This is a genomic window from uncultured Pontibacter sp. (assembly GCF_947502515.1).
In the GTDB taxonomy this organism is placed as follows: Bacteria; Bacteroidota; Bacteroidia; order Cytophagales; family Hymenobacteraceae; genus Pontibacter.
Genome location: NZ_CANNAI010000011.1, coordinates 44,264 through 62,601 on the forward strand (window position 1 = coordinate 44,264; position 18,338 = coordinate 62,601).

Annotated in this window: 18 protein-coding genes; 12 read left to right on the plus strand and 6 right to left on the minus strand. The window is 47.2% G+C overall.

The annotated features are described in order from the left end of the window. Positions 1 to 528 precede the first annotated feature (528 nt). Both Q1A54_RS19750 and Q1A54_RS19755 read left to right on the plus strand, forming a co-directional pair. Positions 529 to 1,680, plus strand: coding sequence for a CaiB/BaiF CoA-transferase family protein (locus tag Q1A54_RS19750; protein WP_299991638.1), 1,152 nt, complete (start codon positions 529 to 531; stop codon positions 1,678 to 1,680). Between the two features lie 119 nt (positions 1,681 to 1,799). After that, positions 1,800 to 2,471 (plus strand): hypothetical protein, encoded by a 672-nt coding sequence (locus Q1A54_RS19755; protein ID WP_076422498.1) that lies wholly within the window; start codon positions 1,800 to 1,802, stop codon positions 2,469 to 2,471. Positions 2,472 to 2,546: 75 nt separating this feature from the next. Here the strand turns inward: Q1A54_RS19755 and Q1A54_RS19760 are convergent, their stop codons facing one another. Beyond that, on the minus strand, positions 2,547 to 3,305 hold the full coding sequence (locus Q1A54_RS19760; protein ID WP_299991640.1) for a phenylalanine 4-monooxygenase: 759 nt from the start codon (positions 3,303 to 3,305) through the stop codon (positions 2,547 to 2,549). A gap of 436 nt (positions 3,306 to 3,741) precedes the next feature. Here Q1A54_RS19760 and Q1A54_RS19765 point away from each other — a divergent pair, with 436 nt between their 5' ends. Both Q1A54_RS19765 and Q1A54_RS19770 read left to right on the plus strand, forming a co-directional pair. Next, positions 3,742 to 4,875, plus strand: coding sequence for a sulfatase-like hydrolase/transferase (locus tag Q1A54_RS19765; protein WP_299991643.1), 1,134 nt, complete (start codon positions 3,742 to 3,744; stop codon positions 4,873 to 4,875). A 48-nt stretch (positions 4,876 to 4,923) separates the two neighbouring features. Further along, positions 4,924 to 6,012: a hypothetical protein gene (locus Q1A54_RS19770; RefSeq protein WP_299991646.1), complete on the plus strand. Its 1,089-nt coding sequence runs from the start codon at positions 4,924 to 4,926 to the stop codon at positions 6,010 to 6,012. A gap of 56 nt (positions 6,013 to 6,068) precedes the next feature. Here the strand turns inward: Q1A54_RS19770 and Q1A54_RS19775 are convergent, their stop codons facing one another. The 3 genes from Q1A54_RS19775 to Q1A54_RS19785 all read right to left on the minus strand — a co-directional run bounded on the left by Q1A54_RS19775 (position 6,069) and on the right by Q1A54_RS19785 (position 9,044). Beyond that, positions 6,069 to 7,943, minus strand: coding sequence for an ABC-F family ATP-binding cassette domain-containing protein (locus Q1A54_RS19775; protein ID WP_299991650.1), 1,875 nt, complete (start codon positions 7,941 to 7,943; stop codon positions 6,069 to 6,071). Between the two features lie 96 nt (positions 7,944 to 8,039). Beyond that, complete coding sequence (locus Q1A54_RS19780; protein WP_299991653.1) at positions 8,040 to 8,429, minus strand: SPW repeat protein; 390 nt, start codon at positions 8,427 to 8,429, stop codon at positions 8,040 to 8,042. A gap of 87 nt (positions 8,430 to 8,516) precedes the next feature. Beyond that, positions 8,517 to 9,044, minus strand: a complete 528-nt coding sequence (locus Q1A54_RS19785; RefSeq protein WP_007656708.1) for an RDD family protein — start codon at positions 9,042 to 9,044, stop codon at positions 8,517 to 8,519. A 310-nt stretch (positions 9,045 to 9,354) separates the two neighbouring features. Here Q1A54_RS19785 and murI point away from each other — a divergent pair, with 310 nt between their 5' ends. From murI to nuoK, 8 genes are all read left to right on the plus strand, one after another. Beyond that, positions 9,355 to 10,170 (plus strand): glutamate racemase, encoded by an 816-nt coding sequence (gene murI / locus Q1A54_RS19790; protein ID WP_299991657.1) that lies wholly within the window; start codon positions 9,355 to 9,357, stop codon positions 10,168 to 10,170. Between the two features lie 148 nt (positions 10,171 to 10,318). Next, entirely contained in the window at positions 10,319 to 10,870 is a 552-nt protein-coding gene (locus Q1A54_RS19795; protein ID WP_299991659.1) for a hypothetical protein, read from the plus strand. A 227-nt stretch (positions 10,871 to 11,097) separates the two neighbouring features. Continuing rightward, a complete protein-coding gene (locus Q1A54_RS19800) occupies positions 11,098 to 12,234 on the plus strand; it encodes a glutathionylspermidine synthase family protein (protein WP_299991662.1) in 1,137 nt (378 codons plus the stop codon). Positions 12,235 to 12,263: 29 nt separating this feature from the next. Further along, positions 12,264 to 13,022: a type I methionyl aminopeptidase gene (map, locus tag Q1A54_RS19805; RefSeq protein WP_299991665.1), complete on the plus strand. Its 759-nt coding sequence runs from the start codon at positions 12,264 to 12,266 to the stop codon at positions 13,020 to 13,022. Between the two features lie 132 nt (positions 13,023 to 13,154). Further along, positions 13,155 to 14,258 (plus strand): complex I subunit 1 family protein, encoded by a 1,104-nt coding sequence (locus Q1A54_RS19810; RefSeq protein ID WP_299991667.1) that lies wholly within the window; start codon positions 13,155 to 13,157, stop codon positions 14,256 to 14,258. A 111-nt stretch (positions 14,259 to 14,369) separates the two neighbouring features. Further along, entirely contained in the window at positions 14,370 to 14,975 is a 606-nt protein-coding gene (locus Q1A54_RS19815; protein ID WP_196116190.1) for an NADH-quinone oxidoreductase subunit I, read from the plus strand. Positions 14,976 to 15,098: 123 nt separating this feature from the next. Continuing rightward, complete coding sequence (locus Q1A54_RS19820; RefSeq protein WP_299991670.1) at positions 15,099 to 15,611, plus strand: NADH-quinone oxidoreductase subunit J; 513 nt, start codon at positions 15,099 to 15,101, stop codon at positions 15,609 to 15,611. Further along, the gene (gene nuoK / locus Q1A54_RS19825) at positions 15,611 to 15,916 is read left to right on the plus strand and encodes an NADH-quinone oxidoreductase subunit NuoK (protein WP_196116185.1); all 306 of its coding nucleotides are present in this window, start codon (positions 15,611 to 15,613) and stop codon (positions 15,914 to 15,916) included. Before Q1A54_RS19820 ends, nuoK begins: the two co-directional genes overlap by 1 nt. A 104-nt stretch (positions 15,917 to 16,020) precedes the next feature. Here nuoK and Q1A54_RS19830 read toward each other — a convergent pair whose 3' ends face one another. Both Q1A54_RS19830 and Q1A54_RS19835 read right to left on the minus strand, forming a co-directional pair. Continuing rightward, positions 16,021 to 17,325 carry a hypothetical protein gene (locus Q1A54_RS19830; protein ID WP_299991674.1) on the minus strand — a complete coding sequence of 435 codons (1,305 nt, stop codon included), beginning with the start codon at positions 17,323 to 17,325 and terminating at the stop codon, positions 16,021 to 16,023. Then, positions 17,322 to 18,329, minus strand: coding sequence for an STELLO glycosyltransferase family protein (locus tag Q1A54_RS19835; RefSeq protein WP_299991676.1), 1,008 nt, complete (start codon positions 18,327 to 18,329; stop codon positions 17,322 to 17,324). The genes Q1A54_RS19830 and Q1A54_RS19835 overlap by 4 nt, the downstream gene beginning before the upstream one ends. Positions 18,330 to 18,338: the final 9 nt, after the last annotated feature.

Sequence of the window (18,338 nt, forward strand, 5' to 3'; positions counted from 1 at the left end):
ATTGCATCGTCGATCAGCAAAGAATAGCACAATACATTTATAAAGTTGAAACGGCATTCAAAAAGTTCAAAGCATTAAAAAATCGCTATATAGATGTAATGCTTTTAAATTGAACAGAATTACAGAATATTTTATCGTCTTATAGCATTTAAATAATATTAAGTTTTAATTACATAGATTTTTTTATATTAACGCCGAAACATTTGATTAGGTGAGGCGTAAATAAGCCCAAAGTGATATAAACAATCATCTTAAAACATATAAAAGAAAGATTTATTTAAAATTAAAATGAAAAAAGCTATACAAGAATCTCCGAACTTCTATCTTCTACTGGGCGTTAACATCATCAATGCTATCTTCTTTTTGATATAGCAGCGCCCCTGATCGGGACCTAATTTTATACATAGCGAAAACATACTGGCAGCTCTTCTTCGGAAGGGCTGCTTTTTTTATACCCTTTTTGATAGCTTTGCTTTTAGAGCGACAGCCTGACGCAGGCCTGCGCTCTATCACTTATACCTGAATAAGATGGCTGAACCCGTTTTTAAAAATATGCTGGTGCTCGAGCTGGCCAGTGTGCTTGCAGGGCCAAGTATAGGGCAGTTTTTTGCAGAGCTTGGAGCTACGGTGGTAAAACTTGAAAATACCGCTACCGCTGGTGATGTCACCCGCACCTGGAAACTGGCGACTGAGCAGGGGAGCTCAGCTGTTTCGGCTTACTTTTCGGCGGCTAACTGGGGCAAGCTCTCTGTAGGGTTCGATATAACACAGCCGCATGCGCTTGAAGCCGTACACCAACTGGCCTCCAAAGCCGATGTTGTGATTGCGAGCTATAAGCCCGGTGATGCTGAGAAGCTGCAGGTAGATTACCGCACACTGTCCCAGCTCAATTCCAGGCTGGTTTACGGACACATCACAGGCTATGGTCTGAAGGACCAGCGGGCGGGATATGATGCCGTGATACAGGCTGAGAGCGGATTCATGTACATGAACGGCTCCCCTGATGGACCACCTACCAAAATGCCCGTTGCTTTAATGGATATTCTGGCAGCTCACCAGTTAAAGGAGGGCATACTCACGGCGCTCTTGCTACGTGAGCGTACCGGGGAGGGCAAGTATGTGCAGGTTTCGCTGTTTGATGCCGCTGTTTCAGCGCTGGCCAACCAAGGTGCAAACTACCTGGTGGCAGGGCATAGCCCACAGCGCATGGGATCTGAGCACCCCAACATTGTACCCTACGGCAGTGTATTTACCTGCAAAGACAGCCTGCCCTTAGTGCTCGCCATCGGTGACGACCGGCAGTTCAGACGATTGTGTCAGGTGTTGGGAGAGGAGGCGCTGGCAGATCATCCACACTTTGCCACTAACAATGCAAGAGTGCAGCATCGGGAGGCTATTAACCAACAGTTAGAGCGACTGATCAGGCAGCAGGAGCGGGCCGTGCTACTGCAGGAGCTGCACAGGCTGCATGTGCCGGCCGGTGCCGTGAACAGCGTACCTGAAGTGTTAGAGCAGCCACAGGCCAGGCGTATGGTGCTGACCCAGCCAGGTGGACCCAGTGGCATCAGGCAGGTAGCTTTTGTGGGAGAGGGGATGGTAGCGGATGAAGTGGCGCCTCCACCATCTTTTGCGCAGCATCAGGAGCAGGTGCTAAGGCAATTTATAGCACCTGTTAATTAAAGTGATTCTCAGCCTGTTAAATATAAGTCAGTAAGGCTGGTATACCTTAGCGAAAACCGCCTGAATAACTATTTCTTAAGATTAGAGTAAAAAATACAGCACCCGAAACAAGCACAAGTATGAAAGATAGACTCGACGATATAATACAGGGCTTGCAGCAAAAGTCGGCCACAAAGCAGGCGATATACCGCAATACCTACCAGACCTTTACCCGGATGAAGGAAATTTCGCAGGAGATTGTAGAGGAGCTGACCAATCGGATCACGACGCACAATTCGGATGTTGTGATCGAATACAAGGCGATTACCGATCTGGAGTTTCAGATCAAGTTTTCTGGTGATCTGCTGGTTTTCGTTATGCATTCCAACATCGTCACGTTCCCTGACGACTACGAGATCATGCGTAATGATTACGTGGAAGAGGACTTCCGCCGCCGGTTTTTCGGTCATATCATGGCGTACAACTTCATGGCTGATACCGTTAAGTACAACCGCCTCGACGACCCGGGTTACCTGGTGGGCAGGATGCTCATCAACATCGATAATCACTTTGCCATAGAAGGTGTGAAGCAGATGGACTTGCCTTACGACCGCATTGCCCGTAATGTGATAAATGATGACATGCTGCGCCTGATCGTGGAAAGCGCCATGGTGGCAGCCGTGAACAACGACCTGATGGGGCAGGATGTCTCGGATATTGAGCGCATCACCTATAAGCAGAAACTCGAAAACTCCCAGCTGTCAAGACCACGCAAGCTTGGTTTCATGATCAACCACGAGCTCACGCACTAGAGCAGATCTGTAAAAAGAGTTAGGTCCCGCCAGCAAGAGGTAGTCTATACCTGCTGCTGGCGGGACTTTTTCATGTCAGGGAGTGGTTACAAGCTCAGCCTGGGTGCGAAGCTGCTGCAGGGCCGTTTCTATAGCTGGCAGGCTCTCGAGTAATTGCTCAAAGCTATGGATGCAGAAGTACTGACTCTGGAACGTCTCTTTTATGTAAGCCGTGCTCAGGATATGGTCTACATCGAAGCCGAACTTCACACTCTCATTAGATACAGACAGGTTGCTCTCACCCACTGAGGAAAGAATGCCGGCTCCGTAGATCTGCGCCTGCTGGCCTGGTTTGCGGAACAGTCCGAACTCGATGGTGTACCAGTAGATGCGTGTGAGTCGGTCGATGATGTCGGGTCGGTCGAGGTGGGAGAGGGCCATTTCAGATAGCTTGGCCAGGAACTCGCAATACACCGGTATGGTGAGCAGCGGCACGTGTCCGAAAACGTCATGGAACATATCAGGCTCTTCGAGGTAGTCGAGCTGATCCATGCGGCGCACCCACACCGTGGCCGGGAAGCGCTTGCTGGCGATGAGCTGGAAAAACAGCGCATCGTCGACTATACCTGGAGCGGCCACTACTTCGAAGCCGGTCAACGGCTTCAGTTTCTGGTTTATCTCATTGAAATCAGGTATACGGTCGCGACTGAAGCCGACTTTTTCCAAACCTTCTATAAACTCAGGTATGGCTTTTCCGGGGAGGTTACGTAATTGGCGGTCGAAGAGGATGGCCCATACCTGGTGGTTTTCGGTGGTATAGCTGTTGTAGTTCTGTGTCAGGTCCATGGATGTCATATGGTTTGATTTTAGTTTTTGGAATAGGTATAAAATGAAAAAAGCAGAGCTTTCGCTCTGCTTCAGTTTTATCAGTCAGGGGCCCGGTGGGCTTTTCCTGTTTAAGTGCGGTACGTTAGTCGCCTGATTGCCTGAGAGAGCGCAGTAGAGCAGCGGTAGTAATAACCGTAGCAATAATAAGCGGCACGATAGCAATCAGCGGAAACAGCATGCAGCAGCGCAATGCCTAAAGGCATTGTTAAGTGGAGGTTCGCTATGGCTGCTGGTTGGTGCATGTGATGTTTGATGTTCGCAAGAAGGTAATTATCGAGTTTAAACGCAAACTATTATGCAGGGTTTTTCAGGAGCTATGGCTTGAGGTGCCGCTTTTGCCTGATCTTTTTCAGAACTCGTATACCTTATAATAGGAGTTTAGTTTCTATTAATTGCATTGGGTATGGGAGCATCCGAATACTACAGGCAGGCTTCATTTCGCATAAGAGGCAGCAATTGGTTGTGCCGCTTGCTGATTGGGGTAGTAGTGGCTGTTGCGGTATCCTGTGCTACCTCGCCAACTGGAGAGAAGGCCGAGGGACTGCAGACTGAGAATGTCATCATCGTCGTGATCGATGGCATTCGGTATTCGGAGACCTGGGGAGCAGTGCCAGGTATTATACCCAATATGTCAACCGACCTGCTCCCTAAAGGCACCTTATGCAGAAACTTCCGGAATGATGGCTATACCTACACCAATTCTGGCCATGCGGCTATCACGACTGGGGTGAACCAGCCGATTGATAACTATGGAGATGAGCTGCCGGCTAACCCCTCTTTGTTTCAGCAGTGGCTCAAGCAGAAAGGCAGACCGGCCACCGCCGCCTGGATCGTTTCAAGTAAAGACAAGCTGGATATTTTGGGCAATACCCTTCGGCCCGATTGGAAGGACAAGTTTATGCCATCGCTCAACTGTGGCGTGAGCGGCCCTGGCAGTGGCTATCGGGCGGATTCTCTTACGCTGGTGGAGGTGATGAAAGTACTGGCCACCCACAGGCCCAACCTATTGCTGATCAATTTTATGGAACCGGATGGCTATGCCCACGCCGGAAACTGGGATTACTACCTGAGAGGCATCGCCCGGTCCGACCGCTATGTGAAGCAGCTCTGGGATTTTCTGGAAAAAGATGCGCACTACAAAGGCCGAACCACGCTGCTGGTTACCACAGACCATGGCCGCCACCTGGATTCGGTGAAGAACGGATGGATAGACCATGGCGATGATTGTGAAGGCTGCCAGCATATAAGTCTGCTCGCCCTGGGGCCAGATTTTAGAAGAGATGCTATCGTTGAAACCGAGTATACCTTGGTTGATATTTCCGCTACGGTTTCCCGGATGCTTGATTTTGAGATGGACTCCACTGTCTTGGTGCCGCATGTAGACACCGTGGTGGTAGACCTTGCCATGGATACGACCCTGACAGCTCTCCCGAAAGACTCCATTCGGTTGGAGGTAAAAATGGATACTACTGTACGGAAAGGGAATGTGATGAAAGACCTGTTCTCCAGGAAAGCACTGAAGCAAATGGGGCTCTAAGCCTGCCTTGTTATACCTGTCGCAGCACAGGCAATTAAGTTTCTAGTTATGTTACCAACTCTTATACATCGAATCAAACGCCGCATGGCCGATCGCTTTGTATACCTGTTGGTTTTTCTTTTGCTGGGGTGGCAGCCAACGCGGGCGCAGGAAATACCGCTCTTCGAGGATGAGGCAGTGCTTCAATTCAAGCTGGTTGCCGACTTTCAGAAGCTGTTAAAGGACCGTGGCGATGACAGAAAGTATCATGCCGCTACACTCTTATATCAAGATGCTGCAGGTGGGGAGATCTCTTTGCCGCTGCGGGTGATGGTGCGGGGTAATCGTCGCCGGGACGCCACTGTCTGCCGTTTCCCGCCGCTTATGCTCAACCTGATCCGCAAAAAAATGCCAACAGGAACTGTGTTTGAGGGGCAAAACAAACTGAAGCTGGTAACACACTGCGTAGGGGAGGAGTACGTGCTGCGGGAGTACCTTGTATACAAGGTATACAACCTGCTGGCTGAAGAGAGCTTTCGGGTGCGCCTCTGTCAGGTAACCTACGAAGACAGCCTGGGAAAACGCAAACCGGAGGTGCGCTACGCCTTTCTGATAGAGGATGACAAAAGCAAGGCTAGTCGTCTGGATATGAAACTTATACCTGGCAAAATGCGCTTCAGCATGGACCTTGTCGATCAGAAGGCCATGGCCCGGTTAGCCCTTTTTCAGTACATGATCGGCAACACAGACTGGTCAGTGCCTTACCGGCATAACATCGACCTGCTGGCCCCTGACTCACTTTCAGCACCTATACCTGTGCCTTTCGACTTCGACTACGCAGGTATAGTAGGGGCCCCTTATGCTGCGCCGCCTCCTGAGTTGGGTATAAAGTCAGTAAAACAGCGCCTGTACAGAGCCTACAGCTTTCCGGAAAGCATCCACCGGGAGATGGTCAACACGTTTAACGCTTACCGTACTCTGATTTATGCATTATACAGGCAGTGTGAGCCCTTGAGTAAATCAGGGTTACGGCAGTCGCTTAAGTACCTGGATAGTTTTTACGCCATCATCAACCACCCCCGCAAGTTTGACCGGGAAATCGTGAAGGTGGGGGAGCGCAATGAGAAAGCCTATGTGACAGTGAAGGGCCTGAAATGAAATCGCCGAAACAAACAGGTTGCTTCGGCGATTTTTAAGGTATAGCTGTGAGTTGCTTACATGATCTCGGAGAGCTCGAGCCAGCGCATCTCTTTTTCTTCCAGTTGCTCGTTTATCTGTTCCAGTTCTTTGGCCCAGGCATTAAGCTGCTCGTGGTCAGTGGTAGTGCCGGCATTCATGGTTTCGATGATCTCTGCTTTACGTGCCTCGAGTTTTGGCATCTCCTTCTCCAGTTCTTCAAACTCTTTTTTCTCCTGGTAAGTCGGTTTGCGCTTTCCTGTCGTCGGTTGCTCTTGTTTCTTTTCGATTACAGGGACAACCTGCTTTGGTTCCTGTTCGGTTTTTTCCTGCTCCTTCAGCCACTCACGGTAGTCAGTGTAGTTGCCCGGGAAGTTGCGGATCTTGCCTTCGCCCTCAAACACAAACAAGTGCTCTACCAGCCGGTCCATGAAGTAGCGGTCGTGCGACACCATCAGCAGACAGCCGCCAAAGTTGAGCAGGAAGTCTTCCAGTATGTTGAGCGTGATGATGTCGAGGTCGTTGGTAGGCTCATCGAGGATCAGGAAGTTGGGGTTCTTGATCAGCACGCGTAGTAACTGCAGACGACGCTTCTCACCACCGCTCAGCTTGCTCACGAAGGTATACTGCTGCGGTGGGGCAAACTGGAAGTGCTGCAGAAATTGGCTCGCTGTGATCACCTCTCCGTTAGCCATCTCCACTACCTCAGCAATATCCTTCACTATGTCGATGACACGCTGGTCTTGCTTATACTCCAGTTCGTCCTGGGTATAGTAGCCAAACACGGTGGTCTGACCGGCGTCGATGGTCCCGCTGTCGGGTTGCAGTTTGCCGGTGAGCATGTTCAGGAAAGTGGATTTGCCTGCTCCGTTTGGTCCCACAATGCCGATGCGGTCTTTCTTCTTGAACACATAAGAGAAGTCATCCACGATTTTCTTAGCGCCAAAGGACTTCGAAATATGGTCTACCTCGATGATCTTGCCGCCCTGGCGGGTGGTTTTTACTGAAAGCTCCAGTTGCGGTGCCGCTGATTTCTTGGCGGCTTTTTCTTTTAGCTCTTCAAAAGCATCGACTCTATACTTGGCCTTCGTGCCGCGTGCCTTAGGCTGACGACGAATCCAGTCGAGTTCTTTGCGCATCAGGTTGCGTGCCTTTTCGGTTTCTGCGGCGGCCATCTCTTCACGCGAAGCCTTCTTCTCCACAAAGTAGCTGTAGTTGCCCTTGTAGGTATAGAGTTCACCGTTGTCAAGTTCAGCTATCTCGTTGGCCACTTTGTCCAGGAAATAGCGGTCGTGGGTAACCATCAATAGCGTGGTGTTCTGCGTAGAGAGCAGGCCCTCAAGCCACTCAATGGTGTCGAGGTCCAGGTGGTTGGTGGGCTCATCGAGAATGAGCATGCTGGGCTCCTCGATGAGCACTCGGGCCATGGCCACCCGCTTGCGCTGTCCTCCCGAGAGCTGTTTTATTTGCTGGTCGAGGTTATGTATACCTAATTTGGAAAGGATCTGCTTCACTTTGATCTCAAAGTCCCAAGCCTGCAGCTCGTCCATACGCTCCATTAAATGCTGCATCTTCTCCGCGCTGGTGTCGGGGTGGGAGATGGCTACTTCGTATTCACGGATCACATCCAGTACTTCGCCCTGTCCGCCGAAGATGGTCTGCTGTACCGTTAGCTCTTCATCAAACTCCGGATTCTGGCCCAGGAAACCGATCGTCACTTCTTTGCGCACGCTCACGCTACCCTCGTCAGGGGGCAGTTTACCTGCCAGTACATTGAGAAGCGTGGTTTTGCCGGAGCCGTTCACGCCAACCAATGCGACGCGTTGCCCCTGGCTGATGCCAAAGTTCAGGTTTTTGAAAAGCCAGCGTTCGCCAAAGCTTTTTGATATATTTTCTGCGGATAGGTAATTCATAAAGCAAATTTAGGCATTTCTGCGCTATAGGCAGACAAAATAAAACAGGCTGACTTGATAGAGTCAGCCTGTTGCATTACACATGGTTTATATCGCTTATCGCATGGTTTCTTCGTGTGCTACATTAGTTTTATAAGCTCTGCTTGGTGTACGGTGTGTCGTTAGCGATGCCAGTATAGAGAATACACCGAAAATCAGGTGTGGTGTAAACACATAGTCGGCAAAACCGAATAACCAGGGAGACAGGGCTAATATGACACCAATGCCAAAGTCAAGCATCAGGTGCGTCTGCATCGGAATCTTCTTTATTAGACCCATCTCGAAGTCTGTCAGAACTGTTTGCAGAAGCACGATCGCGCCTATGACTACAGGTACCCAGGTTTCAGCACCACCTGCGGCAAAGTTAAACAGCCAGGGCGATGCAATAAGTAAAATACCATATACATAATCCAATATTCCGTGAAAACGGGTTGGGATAAATCGCATGATTACCTCCTTTTTTGTTGTTATACAAGGTATAATATACGATTCATACTTAGGGGTGTTGGATATATAGTAGAAAAATAGTGCAATTTACTGCTCAGTCATCACCAGAGTGCGGGCTACATAATCGTGCAGTGCCTGCTTACGGCGGGTGAACTGTATGAGCAAAAATCCAAGCAACAGCGGTAAAGCCGAAAGTATGCGTGAGAAATAGCGTGCATTAGCCTGAAGAAAAGAAATGCGCTTGCCTCGCAGGTCTGTCACTTTCAGCCCCAAGGTAAACTTACCAATAGTAGCCTGCTTGGGGGAAGCCTCCAGCAAGGTATAGTAAAGCCAGTGCAGTATAGGGAAATACAGACTGTAAAAAAACAACTGAAGCACCGCCTCAAACTCAAGCATACTAATGTTCCCATCTACCACTACTTGCTTCCAGGTGTTGAACTGCAATGAATTCTCGGCCATAGAGTAAAGTATGATCGAATACCAGAACACGAGTATAGTCGTGTCGATCAGGAAGGCCACAAAGCGACTGATAAAACTACCATACAAGGGAGTTCGTTTCACCACAGGTGAAGCGGACGAGATGATGAAAGCGGAGTCAGTAATAGCTGTAGACATAAGGGCTAGGCTAGGAGGTGGATAATCTGCTTTATCTGCTCTGTTGATAAAGCCGCCGGGTGTCATATTCAGGGAACAGAGAATTAAGATAGCAATTCCCTTTGTATAAAGTAGTTAAATATAACCAAATAAAATTTATTTACAAAATATATTGTAAAAATAATATTTAATGTCGTCGCTCTGAGTGATAAGCTGTTTTATAACTCAATAATAAGTTTGAAAAATTCAATCACAGTGTCAAAATAAGTGAATGATCTTAAAATCATGGTGAACATCTTATTTTGTGGGTTTTAGCATAACTTCGCACCATATGGGAGAGAGAAAAAATATGCACCCGATCGGGGTATTTGACAGTGGCATAGGGGGGCTTACTGTGGCGCAGGCAATTGTGGCAGAATTGCCAAACGAGAGACTTATATACTTTGGCGACACTGCCCATTTGCCTTATGGGGATAAATCCACGGCTGCCATACAGGCTTATGCTGTGAAGATATGTGACCTGCTGCTCCGACAGCACTGCAAAGTGATTTTAATCGCCTGCAACTCAGCTTCAGCGGCTGCTTATGAGCTTGTAAAGGAGTATGTAGGCAGCAAAGCACGGGTACTGAATGTAATTGAACCGGTGGTGGAGCAAATTGGGAAAACTTATGCAGGCAAAACGATTGGACTTATTGGGACAAAGCAAACTGTCAACTCCAATGTATATCGCAAAAAGATCGATGAACTGGACCTCGATATTACGCTGAAATCGCACGCCACACCATTGCTTGCTGCTATGATCGAAGAGGGCTTTTTCAATGATTCTATTTCTGAAAACGTGATTCACGCCTATTTGTCAGCGCCCGAGCTGCAAGGTATAGAGGCACTTATTCTGGGTTGCACGCACTACCCGCTTATCAAAAGGCAGATCGAGAATTACTACCAGGGGAAAGTGGATGTGCTGGACGCCAGCCAGATCGTGGCCAGGCATGTTCGGAGGTTTCTGGAAACCAATGACCTGACCTCTGACGAGCTGCAGGGCGATCATGCTTTCTTTGTATCTGATTTTACCAGATCATTCGAAGAAAGTACCCGCATCTTCTTCAAGCGAAAAGTGCACCTGGAGCATTATCCCTTGTGGGAGTAGAGGAGTTCCATAGACAGGAATTTCAAAATGACAGGTCGCGATCTGTCCAAATTATGCACTGGCAATTAACAATGCAGCCATCCTCCAACCCCTCACTTTCAGAAATCCCGTAAAAAGAGTACCTTTATATATCAACGGAGATAATCTTATGAAAAAGCGATATTTGACCATTGGGGACTTTAAGCGCAATGCCTTTATTATGGCCGCCGCCGCTACCATGGGACTCACCAGCTGTGATTCAAGCACACAGACAAATGATGAATGGAACGCGGGTACAGAAGTGCCTGTGCCGGATGGGATTGTAACAGAGCTCACTGAGGAGGCACCTGACCAGTGGAAGATCACCGATGAGCGTACCACAGCACCGGGCCAGAGCATGGCGATCTTAAAGTATAGCGATGGCCGCGTAGATACGCTGCAGGGCTTAGCACTCGAGAACCAAATGCGTGACATTGCCCAAAATGAGCAGCAATATACCCAGGGCGGCTTTGGCTTAGGCAGTGTGCTGTGGTGGAGCGGCATGGGCTTTATGGCTGGCCGTATGATGTCACCCAGGCCCGCTTATTATGCCAACCCGGGTGTGATGAACAATACAGCCGCCTGGCGCCAGAATGTGCAGACCTACCGTCAGCAGTCTACAGCGCCGCGTACAGGCCGAAGCGGTTACTTCCGTGGACGCAGCGGCGGAGCGGGAGCTTAATCTTAAAGAACAGGAAAAGCATACTTGCTATTTCGCAAGGAGAGTATCCCAACAATCAGGTATAGCAGTGTGCTCCTTAAGTGAGGTCATGCCTCGTATGGAAGGTATCAGTATAAGCTATGCTGCTTGTGCCGATACCTTCATTTGCGTATCAACCTTTTATTTCTGAGTATTTCATGCTAGAAAATTCTAAGACGAGCATCCAAGTAAAACCCCACACAGGTGATGTGGAAAAAGCAGTGCGCGGACTGGGCTGGGAGTGGTGTGTTGAGGACGGCTGTGCCAACTATGTGCCCGGCGAGGCAGTGGTGATTACAGAGGACCAGGCTGAAGAGCTGCTCGATGCTGCCAGCTCGCTTTACAACATGATGGTGCAGGCCATTCCGAATGACCTTCCGGATGCCTTCCTGCAAGTGCTGGGTATACCTGAGAACCTATGGCAGCTGGTGCGCCAGTCATGGAGCGACGACCGACAGGTGCATCTGTATGGTCGCTTTGACCTTGCAATGACGCCGGATGGCCCCAAAATGCTGGAATTTAATGCTGATACCGCTACCTCTATACCTGAAACGGCTGTAGTGCAATGGGCTAGTCTGGCCGCTGCTGGCAAAAACGATGCTCTGCAATATTCTGGCCTGTACGAAGCTCTGGTAGAGCAACTCAGGGTATGGCGCGAACGCAATGAAGACTTAGCCCCTGCCTTGCTAGTCACCTACATCGGAGCCAGTGCCGAGGACGAAGCCAACTGCTCAGTTATCACCCAGGCTGCCAATGAAGCTGGGTTTGAGGCCCATCTCTGCCCGATCGAAGAAGTGAGCTTCTCTACAGAAGGCGACGAGAAGGGCGTTTGGGCACAGGTAGAGTCGGAGCAGTGGCGGCATTTTCCGTTCTTGTTCAAGTTATTGCCATGGGAGCAGATTGCCTGGGAAGAACCGGAGCTGCTCCAAACCCTGACACTGCTTTCACGCTCCCGTACCATCACGATTGCCAACCCGGCCTACACCTTGCTGTTTCAGAGCAAAGGCATGCTGGCCTGGCTTTGGAAGGCTTTCCCGTACCACCCTCTTCTGTTGGAGGCAGACGTTGAGCCGCTGTCAGGTAAGTACATCAAAAAGCCATATTTTGGCCGCGAAGGGCAAAGTGTAGAGGTGGTAGACCGTGGTCGCGTAACCAAAGTTCGTGGCGACTATGATAAGCAGCAGCAGGTATACCAGCGTTGGTGCGAACTGCCTGAAGACGGCAAAGGCTACCAGTACCAGGCCGGTGTGTTCTGGTCAGGCGAAGGAGCCGCCATCGGTTTCCGGCGCGAAAAAGGCATCATCACTAACCTCTCGCAATTCGTGCCGCATCTAATAGAAGGGTAATATTTATAAATACGGAAGAAGGAATAGCTATGTCAATAGACTCAAATGAGGATCTGGAAGGTATAAAAAAGGTGAGTGAAGCTGTGGCTGTCACCCTCAGAAAAATGCGCGAACATGCCAGACCAGGTATGACCACAAGGGAGTTGGATGACTTTGGACACAAGCTGCTGCAGTCTTACAATGCGCAGTCGGCACCCAAGATTACCTATGATTTCCCCGGCTATACCTGTATCAGTATCAACAACGAAGCCGCACACGGTATTCCCTCTGACAAAACCGTCCTTAAAGAAGGAGACCTGGTCAACATAGATGTTTCGGCGGAACTCAATGGATATTATGCCGATAATGGCGGTTCTTTTATCCTGGGAGAAGACGTGCATGGTTTGAACAAGCTGGTAGATGCTTCTGTCACGGCACTGTATAAGGCTCTGAAAGAAATAAGAGGGGGCAAAAAGATAGCTGAAATAGGCCGCATTATAGAGACTGAAGCGAAGAAGAACGGTTTCAAGGTGATCAAAAATCTGGTCGGTCATGGGGTAGGGCGCAGCCTGCACGAAGAGCCGCACGAGATTCCATGCTTCTATGACAAGCAGGAGACCCGAAGGTTCCGCAAGAACACCGTGGTAGCTGTAGAAACCTTTATCTCAACTAAAGGAAGTTACGTGCACGAGAAAGGCGACGGCTGGACACTACTGGCTGATGCGGGAGCTTTTGTAGCGCAGCACGAGCACACGATCCTGATAACTGACGGCGAGCCAATCATCCTGACAGCTGCTAATGGGATATAGTTATGATCAGCTAAGCAAAAGCTGGCAGACTTACTTCATTTTCATAAGCTAAACCTGGCTGAAGCTTCTTGCTCTACTAGCACATTAGCACATTAAAAACTACCTTTGCCCGTTCATAAAACCTAACCGCTTATGCTTGCCTTTCTGCTGACACTTATGCTACTGCTGGGTATCGTCATTGTGCTGGCGTATGTGGAGCGCAAGGTGGCAGCCTTTATGCAAGACCGCCTGGGACCAACCGAGGCGGGGCCCTACGGCTCGCTGCAATCAGTACTGGATGTGCTAAAGCTGCTGCAGAAAGAAGATATTGTAACAGCAGCGGCTGACAAGAAGCTATTCAAACTGGCCCCCATTCTTATCTTCGCCGCAGTGTTTGCAGGCTTCGCCGTTATACCTTTCACACCTGAACTTATACCTGCCGGCATTGGCATCGGTGTATTTTACCTACTGGCCATTATTTCACTTGATGTGGTAGGCTTGCTCATGGCAGGTTGGGGCTCCAATAACAAGTACGCCATGCTGGGTGCCATGCGATCCGTGGCGCAAATTGTATCGTATGAAATACCAGCCGGATTGGCTATTCTCTCCGTTGTGATGATCTGCCAGTCACTGGACTTTCAGGAAATTAGCTACCAGCAAGGTATACTGCTAAACCGCTTTCCCGGACTTGAGTTTGAAAAGAACTGGCTCTTTGGTATCGAAGCGCTGGGTATAAACACGACAAACATAGGTGGTGTCACCACTTGGAACATCTTCAGAGCTCCGCTTTTGCTGGTGGCCTTTGTGATTTATTTTATCGCATCCCTGGCAGAAAGTAACCGGGCACCGTTTGATATACCGGAAGCGGAATCGGAACTGGTGGCCGGGTTTCATGTGGAGTACTCGGGCTTTCGGTTTGCCGTGCTGTTCCTAGCGGAGTATAGTATGATGGTGCTAGTTAGCCTGGTAGCAGTCATTCTCTTCCTTGGGAGCTGGAATACCCCCTTGCCAAACTTGACTACGCTCAAGTTTGCAGACTGGACAACAGGTACAGTAGGGTCACTTTCAGGTATACTATGGGGTGGCTTTTGGCTGCTAAGCAAGACCTTTGTGCTGCTGTTCCTGCAGTTGCAGATCCGCTGGACCTACCCGCGTCTGCGCGTGGACCAGCTCATGCACCTGTGCTGGAAGGTATTGACACCTATTGCGCTGGGTATAGTCTTGCTGGCTGGCATCTGGCGATTGCTAATGGTGTAAGTATGGGAAGTTATCAAGGTATAGTTATATAGATAAAAAGTGTGTGCGTATCGGGGTAGTTAATTAATTTCTATTGGAATAGATTTTCACCTATACCGCTACAATTTAAATATGGAAAGAACGTCCGTTAAACATAAAGCCGGGTTTTGGGAAGTAGTAAAGTCGCTGCTAAGTGGCTTGCTACTGACATGGCGGCATTTTCGGAATGCGGACAAGCGGCGTGCGCCTGTGCCGGTCATGGACGAGAATTACTTTAAACAACCGGAGGGACTGGTAACACTTACTTACCCCTACGAGGCTATACCTGTTCCTGAGAACGGCCGCTATCGTCTGCACAACGAGATTGACGACTGTATCGTGTGTGATCTTTGCGCGAAGATATGCCCGGTGAACTGCATCACGATCGAATCGGTGAAGGCAACGGAGGAGATCGGTATGACCTCGGACGGCACCAAGAAGCGGCTTTATGCCCCTGTGTTCGACATCGATATGGCCAAGTGCTGCTACTGCGGCCTGTGCACTACCGTTTGCCCAACTGACTGCCTGACCATGACACCGGTATACGACTTCTCTGAAGTGGATATCAAGAACATGATTTACCATTTCACTGACCTTACACCCGAGCAGGCAGAGGAGAAAAAGCAACTCTTGGCTAAGCAGCAGGAAGAAATGGCTGCTGCGAAAGCTGCGGCACTGGCGGCCCGGAAGCAGCAGTAATTTAAGTTGTTAAATTGTTATACGGTTACAGTACATGCAGATTCTGATGATCGGGAATAGCTTCCATTATCAGCTCGAATCTGACAAACCAAGTATTTAAAAACAGACGAATCATAAGAGAAGATGCTATTCTACGTTTTTGCTCTATTAGCCATAGTTTCGGGTGCTTACATGGTGCTGACGCGGAACTTGCTATATGCAGGCTTCTCGCTGCTACTCACCCTGCTGAGTATAGCAGCCATTTATGTGTTGCTCTTTGCCGATTTTGTTGCCGTCACGCAGCTAATGGTGTACGTGGGTGGTGTGCTGGTACTGATCCTATTCGGTATTATGCTCAGCAGTAGGGTGCACGACAAGTCTGTAATGTCAGAGAATGTAAACGTAGGCTGGGGAATTACCATTGCGCTTCTAACACTCATCGGGCTCGGCTATACCATCTGGCAGGCAGGATTCAGTTCCCTGCCATGGCTGCAACAAACTGACACCGATGTGCTGGCAGGCCAGAAAAGCACGGTGCAGTTGATAGGTATAAAACTGATGACCGACTTTGTGTTACCATTCGAAATAGCCTCTTTGCTACTGCTTATAGCACTAATGGGTGCCGCTTACATCGCCACTGACAAACAGAAAGTATAATGCTGACCCAAGTACCGCTCGAACATATACTGCTCCTAAGCGCTGCCCTTTTCACAATAGGCGTCCTGGCTGTCATTACCAAACGCCACGCAGTAGTCGTGCTAATGGGTATAGAGTTAATCTTCAACGCCGCCAACCTAAACCTGGTCGCCTTCAGCCGTCATGACCCACAGATGATGCAAGGCCAGATGTTTTCCCTTTTCGTTATACTGGTTGCCGCCGCTGAGGCTGCTGTAGCTCTTGCTATTGTGTTGAGGGTATACCAGCATTTCAAAACTGCTAATTTGAATGAGGTGGTGAGTTGAGAGAGGTAAGACTTTATTCCAGCACTTCCTATTTTGTCTGCCTATATCATTACAATGAACCATTAAAATGATATAGTTTAACAATAATTATATCAAAAAATTGATCAATTTAAGCCTATAACGAGTTTAAACATTATGACTATTTGACGAAATATAGTTGAAATAAATTGAATTATGTGGACGGATGCAGGGGTTTCAATATATTTTTCCATGCTCCAATTATAATAAGGCACTCCTATTACAAAACTCATTAAAACGATAAATGATTTTGAATTACCTACATATTCATCCAGTATATTGTTAAGATGATGACTGAATGATCGAACAAATAAAGGAGGTAAAGTTGATAATGTTTTTTCTGGTATAGTTAACAAAATTGCAAATGTAGAGCAGGTCCACATAGTTACCCATCTCCCGTAGTCTGAAGCAAGTATGAACAGAGGAATTACTGCTACTAGCTGAATTACTAAAATGGTGGACAGATTCTCTCTGTTTATAGCTTGAGTAGGTTTGTAGGTTAGTATTTTAAAATCTAAGCGATTAATATTTATAATTATAAAGTAAACAGATAGAAGGATAAAGAACCATGCAAATGGTGCATAGATATCATAGTTCATGTTCATTAGATTGCTATAAAAGTATCGTAGTCCTTTTTGAAGAGACCACGATATGCCATCGATAGCTGCAGGTGGAGCTCCATGGGTTGCTGCTTGTATTGGGAATTTAATGTTTTCCCACGAATCCCAGATATTACCAGCAATAGTCCGAGAACCTTTGAAATATATTACACTGGCAAAGGCAATTAGACTAGGTAATAGAAGAACAATTGTTGTATATAGCCTCCTAAATGTAAATTGTTTATTAAGAAAGTTAGAGTGGCTATAACGAGTGTAAATGATAAGAGCTATAACTGGAAATCCAAAGAAACCAATTGATTCATGTATCAGGATGCCAGTTACGAAGAGTAAATTAGTTAAGATTATATATATGAAACTTTCTTTTCTTAAACAATGCAATATTAAAATAAAGAAGAGGAGTACTATTGCATCTTTTCTCACCCAATAATTATTTATGATAGGGCTCCCAAGAAAAAATACAAAAGGGAGAATAAAAAATGGGAAACCGTTATTTATAAGGGATGAAGAGTACCAATAGATTAAATAAACATATGAAGCCAAACACAGGGCTATAATTATATAATAAGGACTAATAGTTGAGTATTGCGAAAATTGGTACAAAGCCTCACCTAACAAACCACGTCTTACGAAACCTCCTTGATAATTAATTAGAAATTCTGTGATAAGCCAACTTTCTTTTTCATAGCCATTTATTAAACTCTTGATTAAATTGAAAATAAGAGAGAGAATGAAAATTATAAATAGAAGAGAGATTGTAGTTTGTTTTTTCATCTATTTTCTAGGGTTTTCAAATCATCAAGCCAAGCTTTTAGCAATTCGATTTCACAGGAGTCCAATACCCCAATTTTTATGAGTTCATCATAACAGCGGATCATGTTATTTGAGATATGGTTCACCCCATCTTTTAATGTTATATTTTTCAAGCAATTGAAAATCTTATCATTAGTGATATAACCGCTAATTTCATCTTTGAAATCATTCATTAAGTTATGAATATTTCGTTCTTGGCGAACAGTGCAGTTATGAAATAAGATGGTCCACCCACAGGTCCACGCAATCCGTTGCGCCACAAAAGACCGCCAGATATCTGTCATTCTGAAACTGCAATAAGAGGGTAGATATAACAAAGGAAATGCTTCTTTAAACCAAGTTGTGTTTTGGCTATTGAAGGGGCAAAAAGTGTTAATGCCGAGTGCTATATTTTGAGACATTTCAAAATAAACAGGCAAAGGCATTGTGAGTCTATAAATCGCGTCTACGTCAGGATTTTCATCTGCTAAGCCTTGTTGTATAGGGCTTTTTACTGAAGTGATTTTGCCAATTTCTGGCATAGGCGCATGTAAATGTTCTAATGCAAATCCTCTTGGCCAAATATTTATATCAGTGAAATAGCGATAAACATTCGTCCAGCCTGTATTTTCTAAAAGGTGAGCTTCAGCCTCAATTGACCTGTCATCCCAGAAAGACGCGAGGGGTATATTGTCGTCATCTGTTTCAATTATAATTTCTGCCCCCCTTTCAATAGCTAGTAAATAACCAAGATTCTTTCTGGAGTAATGACCAACAGGCAATTTATCAGACAAGCTGAAAGGAAGCCTGGCTTGAGCATCTAGCGAATAGAAATCACAACCTTCTAATATGAATTCTTTAGGACTTGATTTGTCGCCTATTATAATCAATGGCACCCTATGATTTATGGCTCTCGCTGCTATTTTTTTTAAAACAGGGTGATGTTCGTCAGCAATAGAAGTAATTACAATGAAAGTGTTGTTCATTTAAACGAA

Excerpts from the sequence above, each read along its gene's own strand:
- Q1A54_RS19750 (WP_299991638.1), top strand. The coding sequence starts at position 529 with ATGGCTGAACCCGTTTTTAAAAATATGCTGGTGCTCGAGCTGGCCAGT.
- Q1A54_RS19755 (WP_076422498.1), top strand. The coding sequence starts at position 1,800 with ATGAAAGATAGACTCGACGATATAATACAGGGCTTGCAGCAAAAGTCG.
- Q1A54_RS19760 (WP_299991640.1), bottom strand. The coding sequence starts at position 3,305 with ATGACATCCATGGACCTGACACAGAACTACAACAGCTATACCACCGAA.
- Q1A54_RS19765 (WP_299991643.1), top strand. The coding sequence starts at position 3,742 with ATGGGAGCATCCGAATACTACAGGCAGGCTTCATTTCGCATAAGAGGC.
- Q1A54_RS19770 (WP_299991646.1), top strand. The coding sequence starts at position 4,924 with ATGTTACCAACTCTTATACATCGAATCAAACGCCGCATGGCCGATCGC.
- Q1A54_RS19775 (WP_299991650.1), bottom strand. The coding sequence starts at position 7,943 with ATGAATTACCTATCCGCAGAAAATATATCAAAAAGCTTTGGCGAACGC.
- Q1A54_RS19780 (WP_299991653.1), bottom strand. The coding sequence starts at position 8,429 with ATGCGATTTATCCCAACCCGTTTTCACGGAATATTGGATTATGTATAT.
- Q1A54_RS19785 (WP_007656708.1), bottom strand. The coding sequence starts at position 9,044 with ATGTCTACAGCTATTACTGACTCCGCTTTCATCATCTCGTCCGCTTCA.
- murI (WP_299991657.1), top strand. The coding sequence starts at position 9,355 with ATGGGAGAGAGAAAAAATATGCACCCGATCGGGGTATTTGACAGTGGC.
- Q1A54_RS19795 (WP_299991659.1), top strand. The coding sequence starts at position 10,319 with ATGAAAAAGCGATATTTGACCATTGGGGACTTTAAGCGCAATGCCTTT.
- map (WP_299991665.1), top strand. The coding sequence starts at position 12,264 with ATGTCAATAGACTCAAATGAGGATCTGGAAGGTATAAAAAAGGTGAGT.
- Q1A54_RS19810 (WP_299991667.1), top strand. The coding sequence starts at position 13,155 with ATGCTTGCCTTTCTGCTGACACTTATGCTACTGCTGGGTATCGTCATT.
- Q1A54_RS19815 (WP_196116190.1), top strand. The coding sequence starts at position 14,370 with ATGGAAAGAACGTCCGTTAAACATAAAGCCGGGTTTTGGGAAGTAGTA.
- Q1A54_RS19820 (WP_299991670.1), top strand. The coding sequence starts at position 15,099 with ATGCTATTCTACGTTTTTGCTCTATTAGCCATAGTTTCGGGTGCTTAC.
- nuoK (WP_196116185.1), top strand. The coding sequence starts at position 15,611 with ATGCTGACCCAAGTACCGCTCGAACATATACTGCTCCTAAGCGCTGCC.
- Q1A54_RS19830 (WP_299991674.1), bottom strand. The coding sequence starts at position 17,325 with ATGAAAAAACAAACTACAATCTCTCTTCTATTTATAATTTTCATTCTC.
- Q1A54_RS19835 (WP_299991676.1), bottom strand. The coding sequence starts at position 18,329 with ATGAACAACACTTTCATTGTAATTACTTCTATTGCTGACGAACATCAC.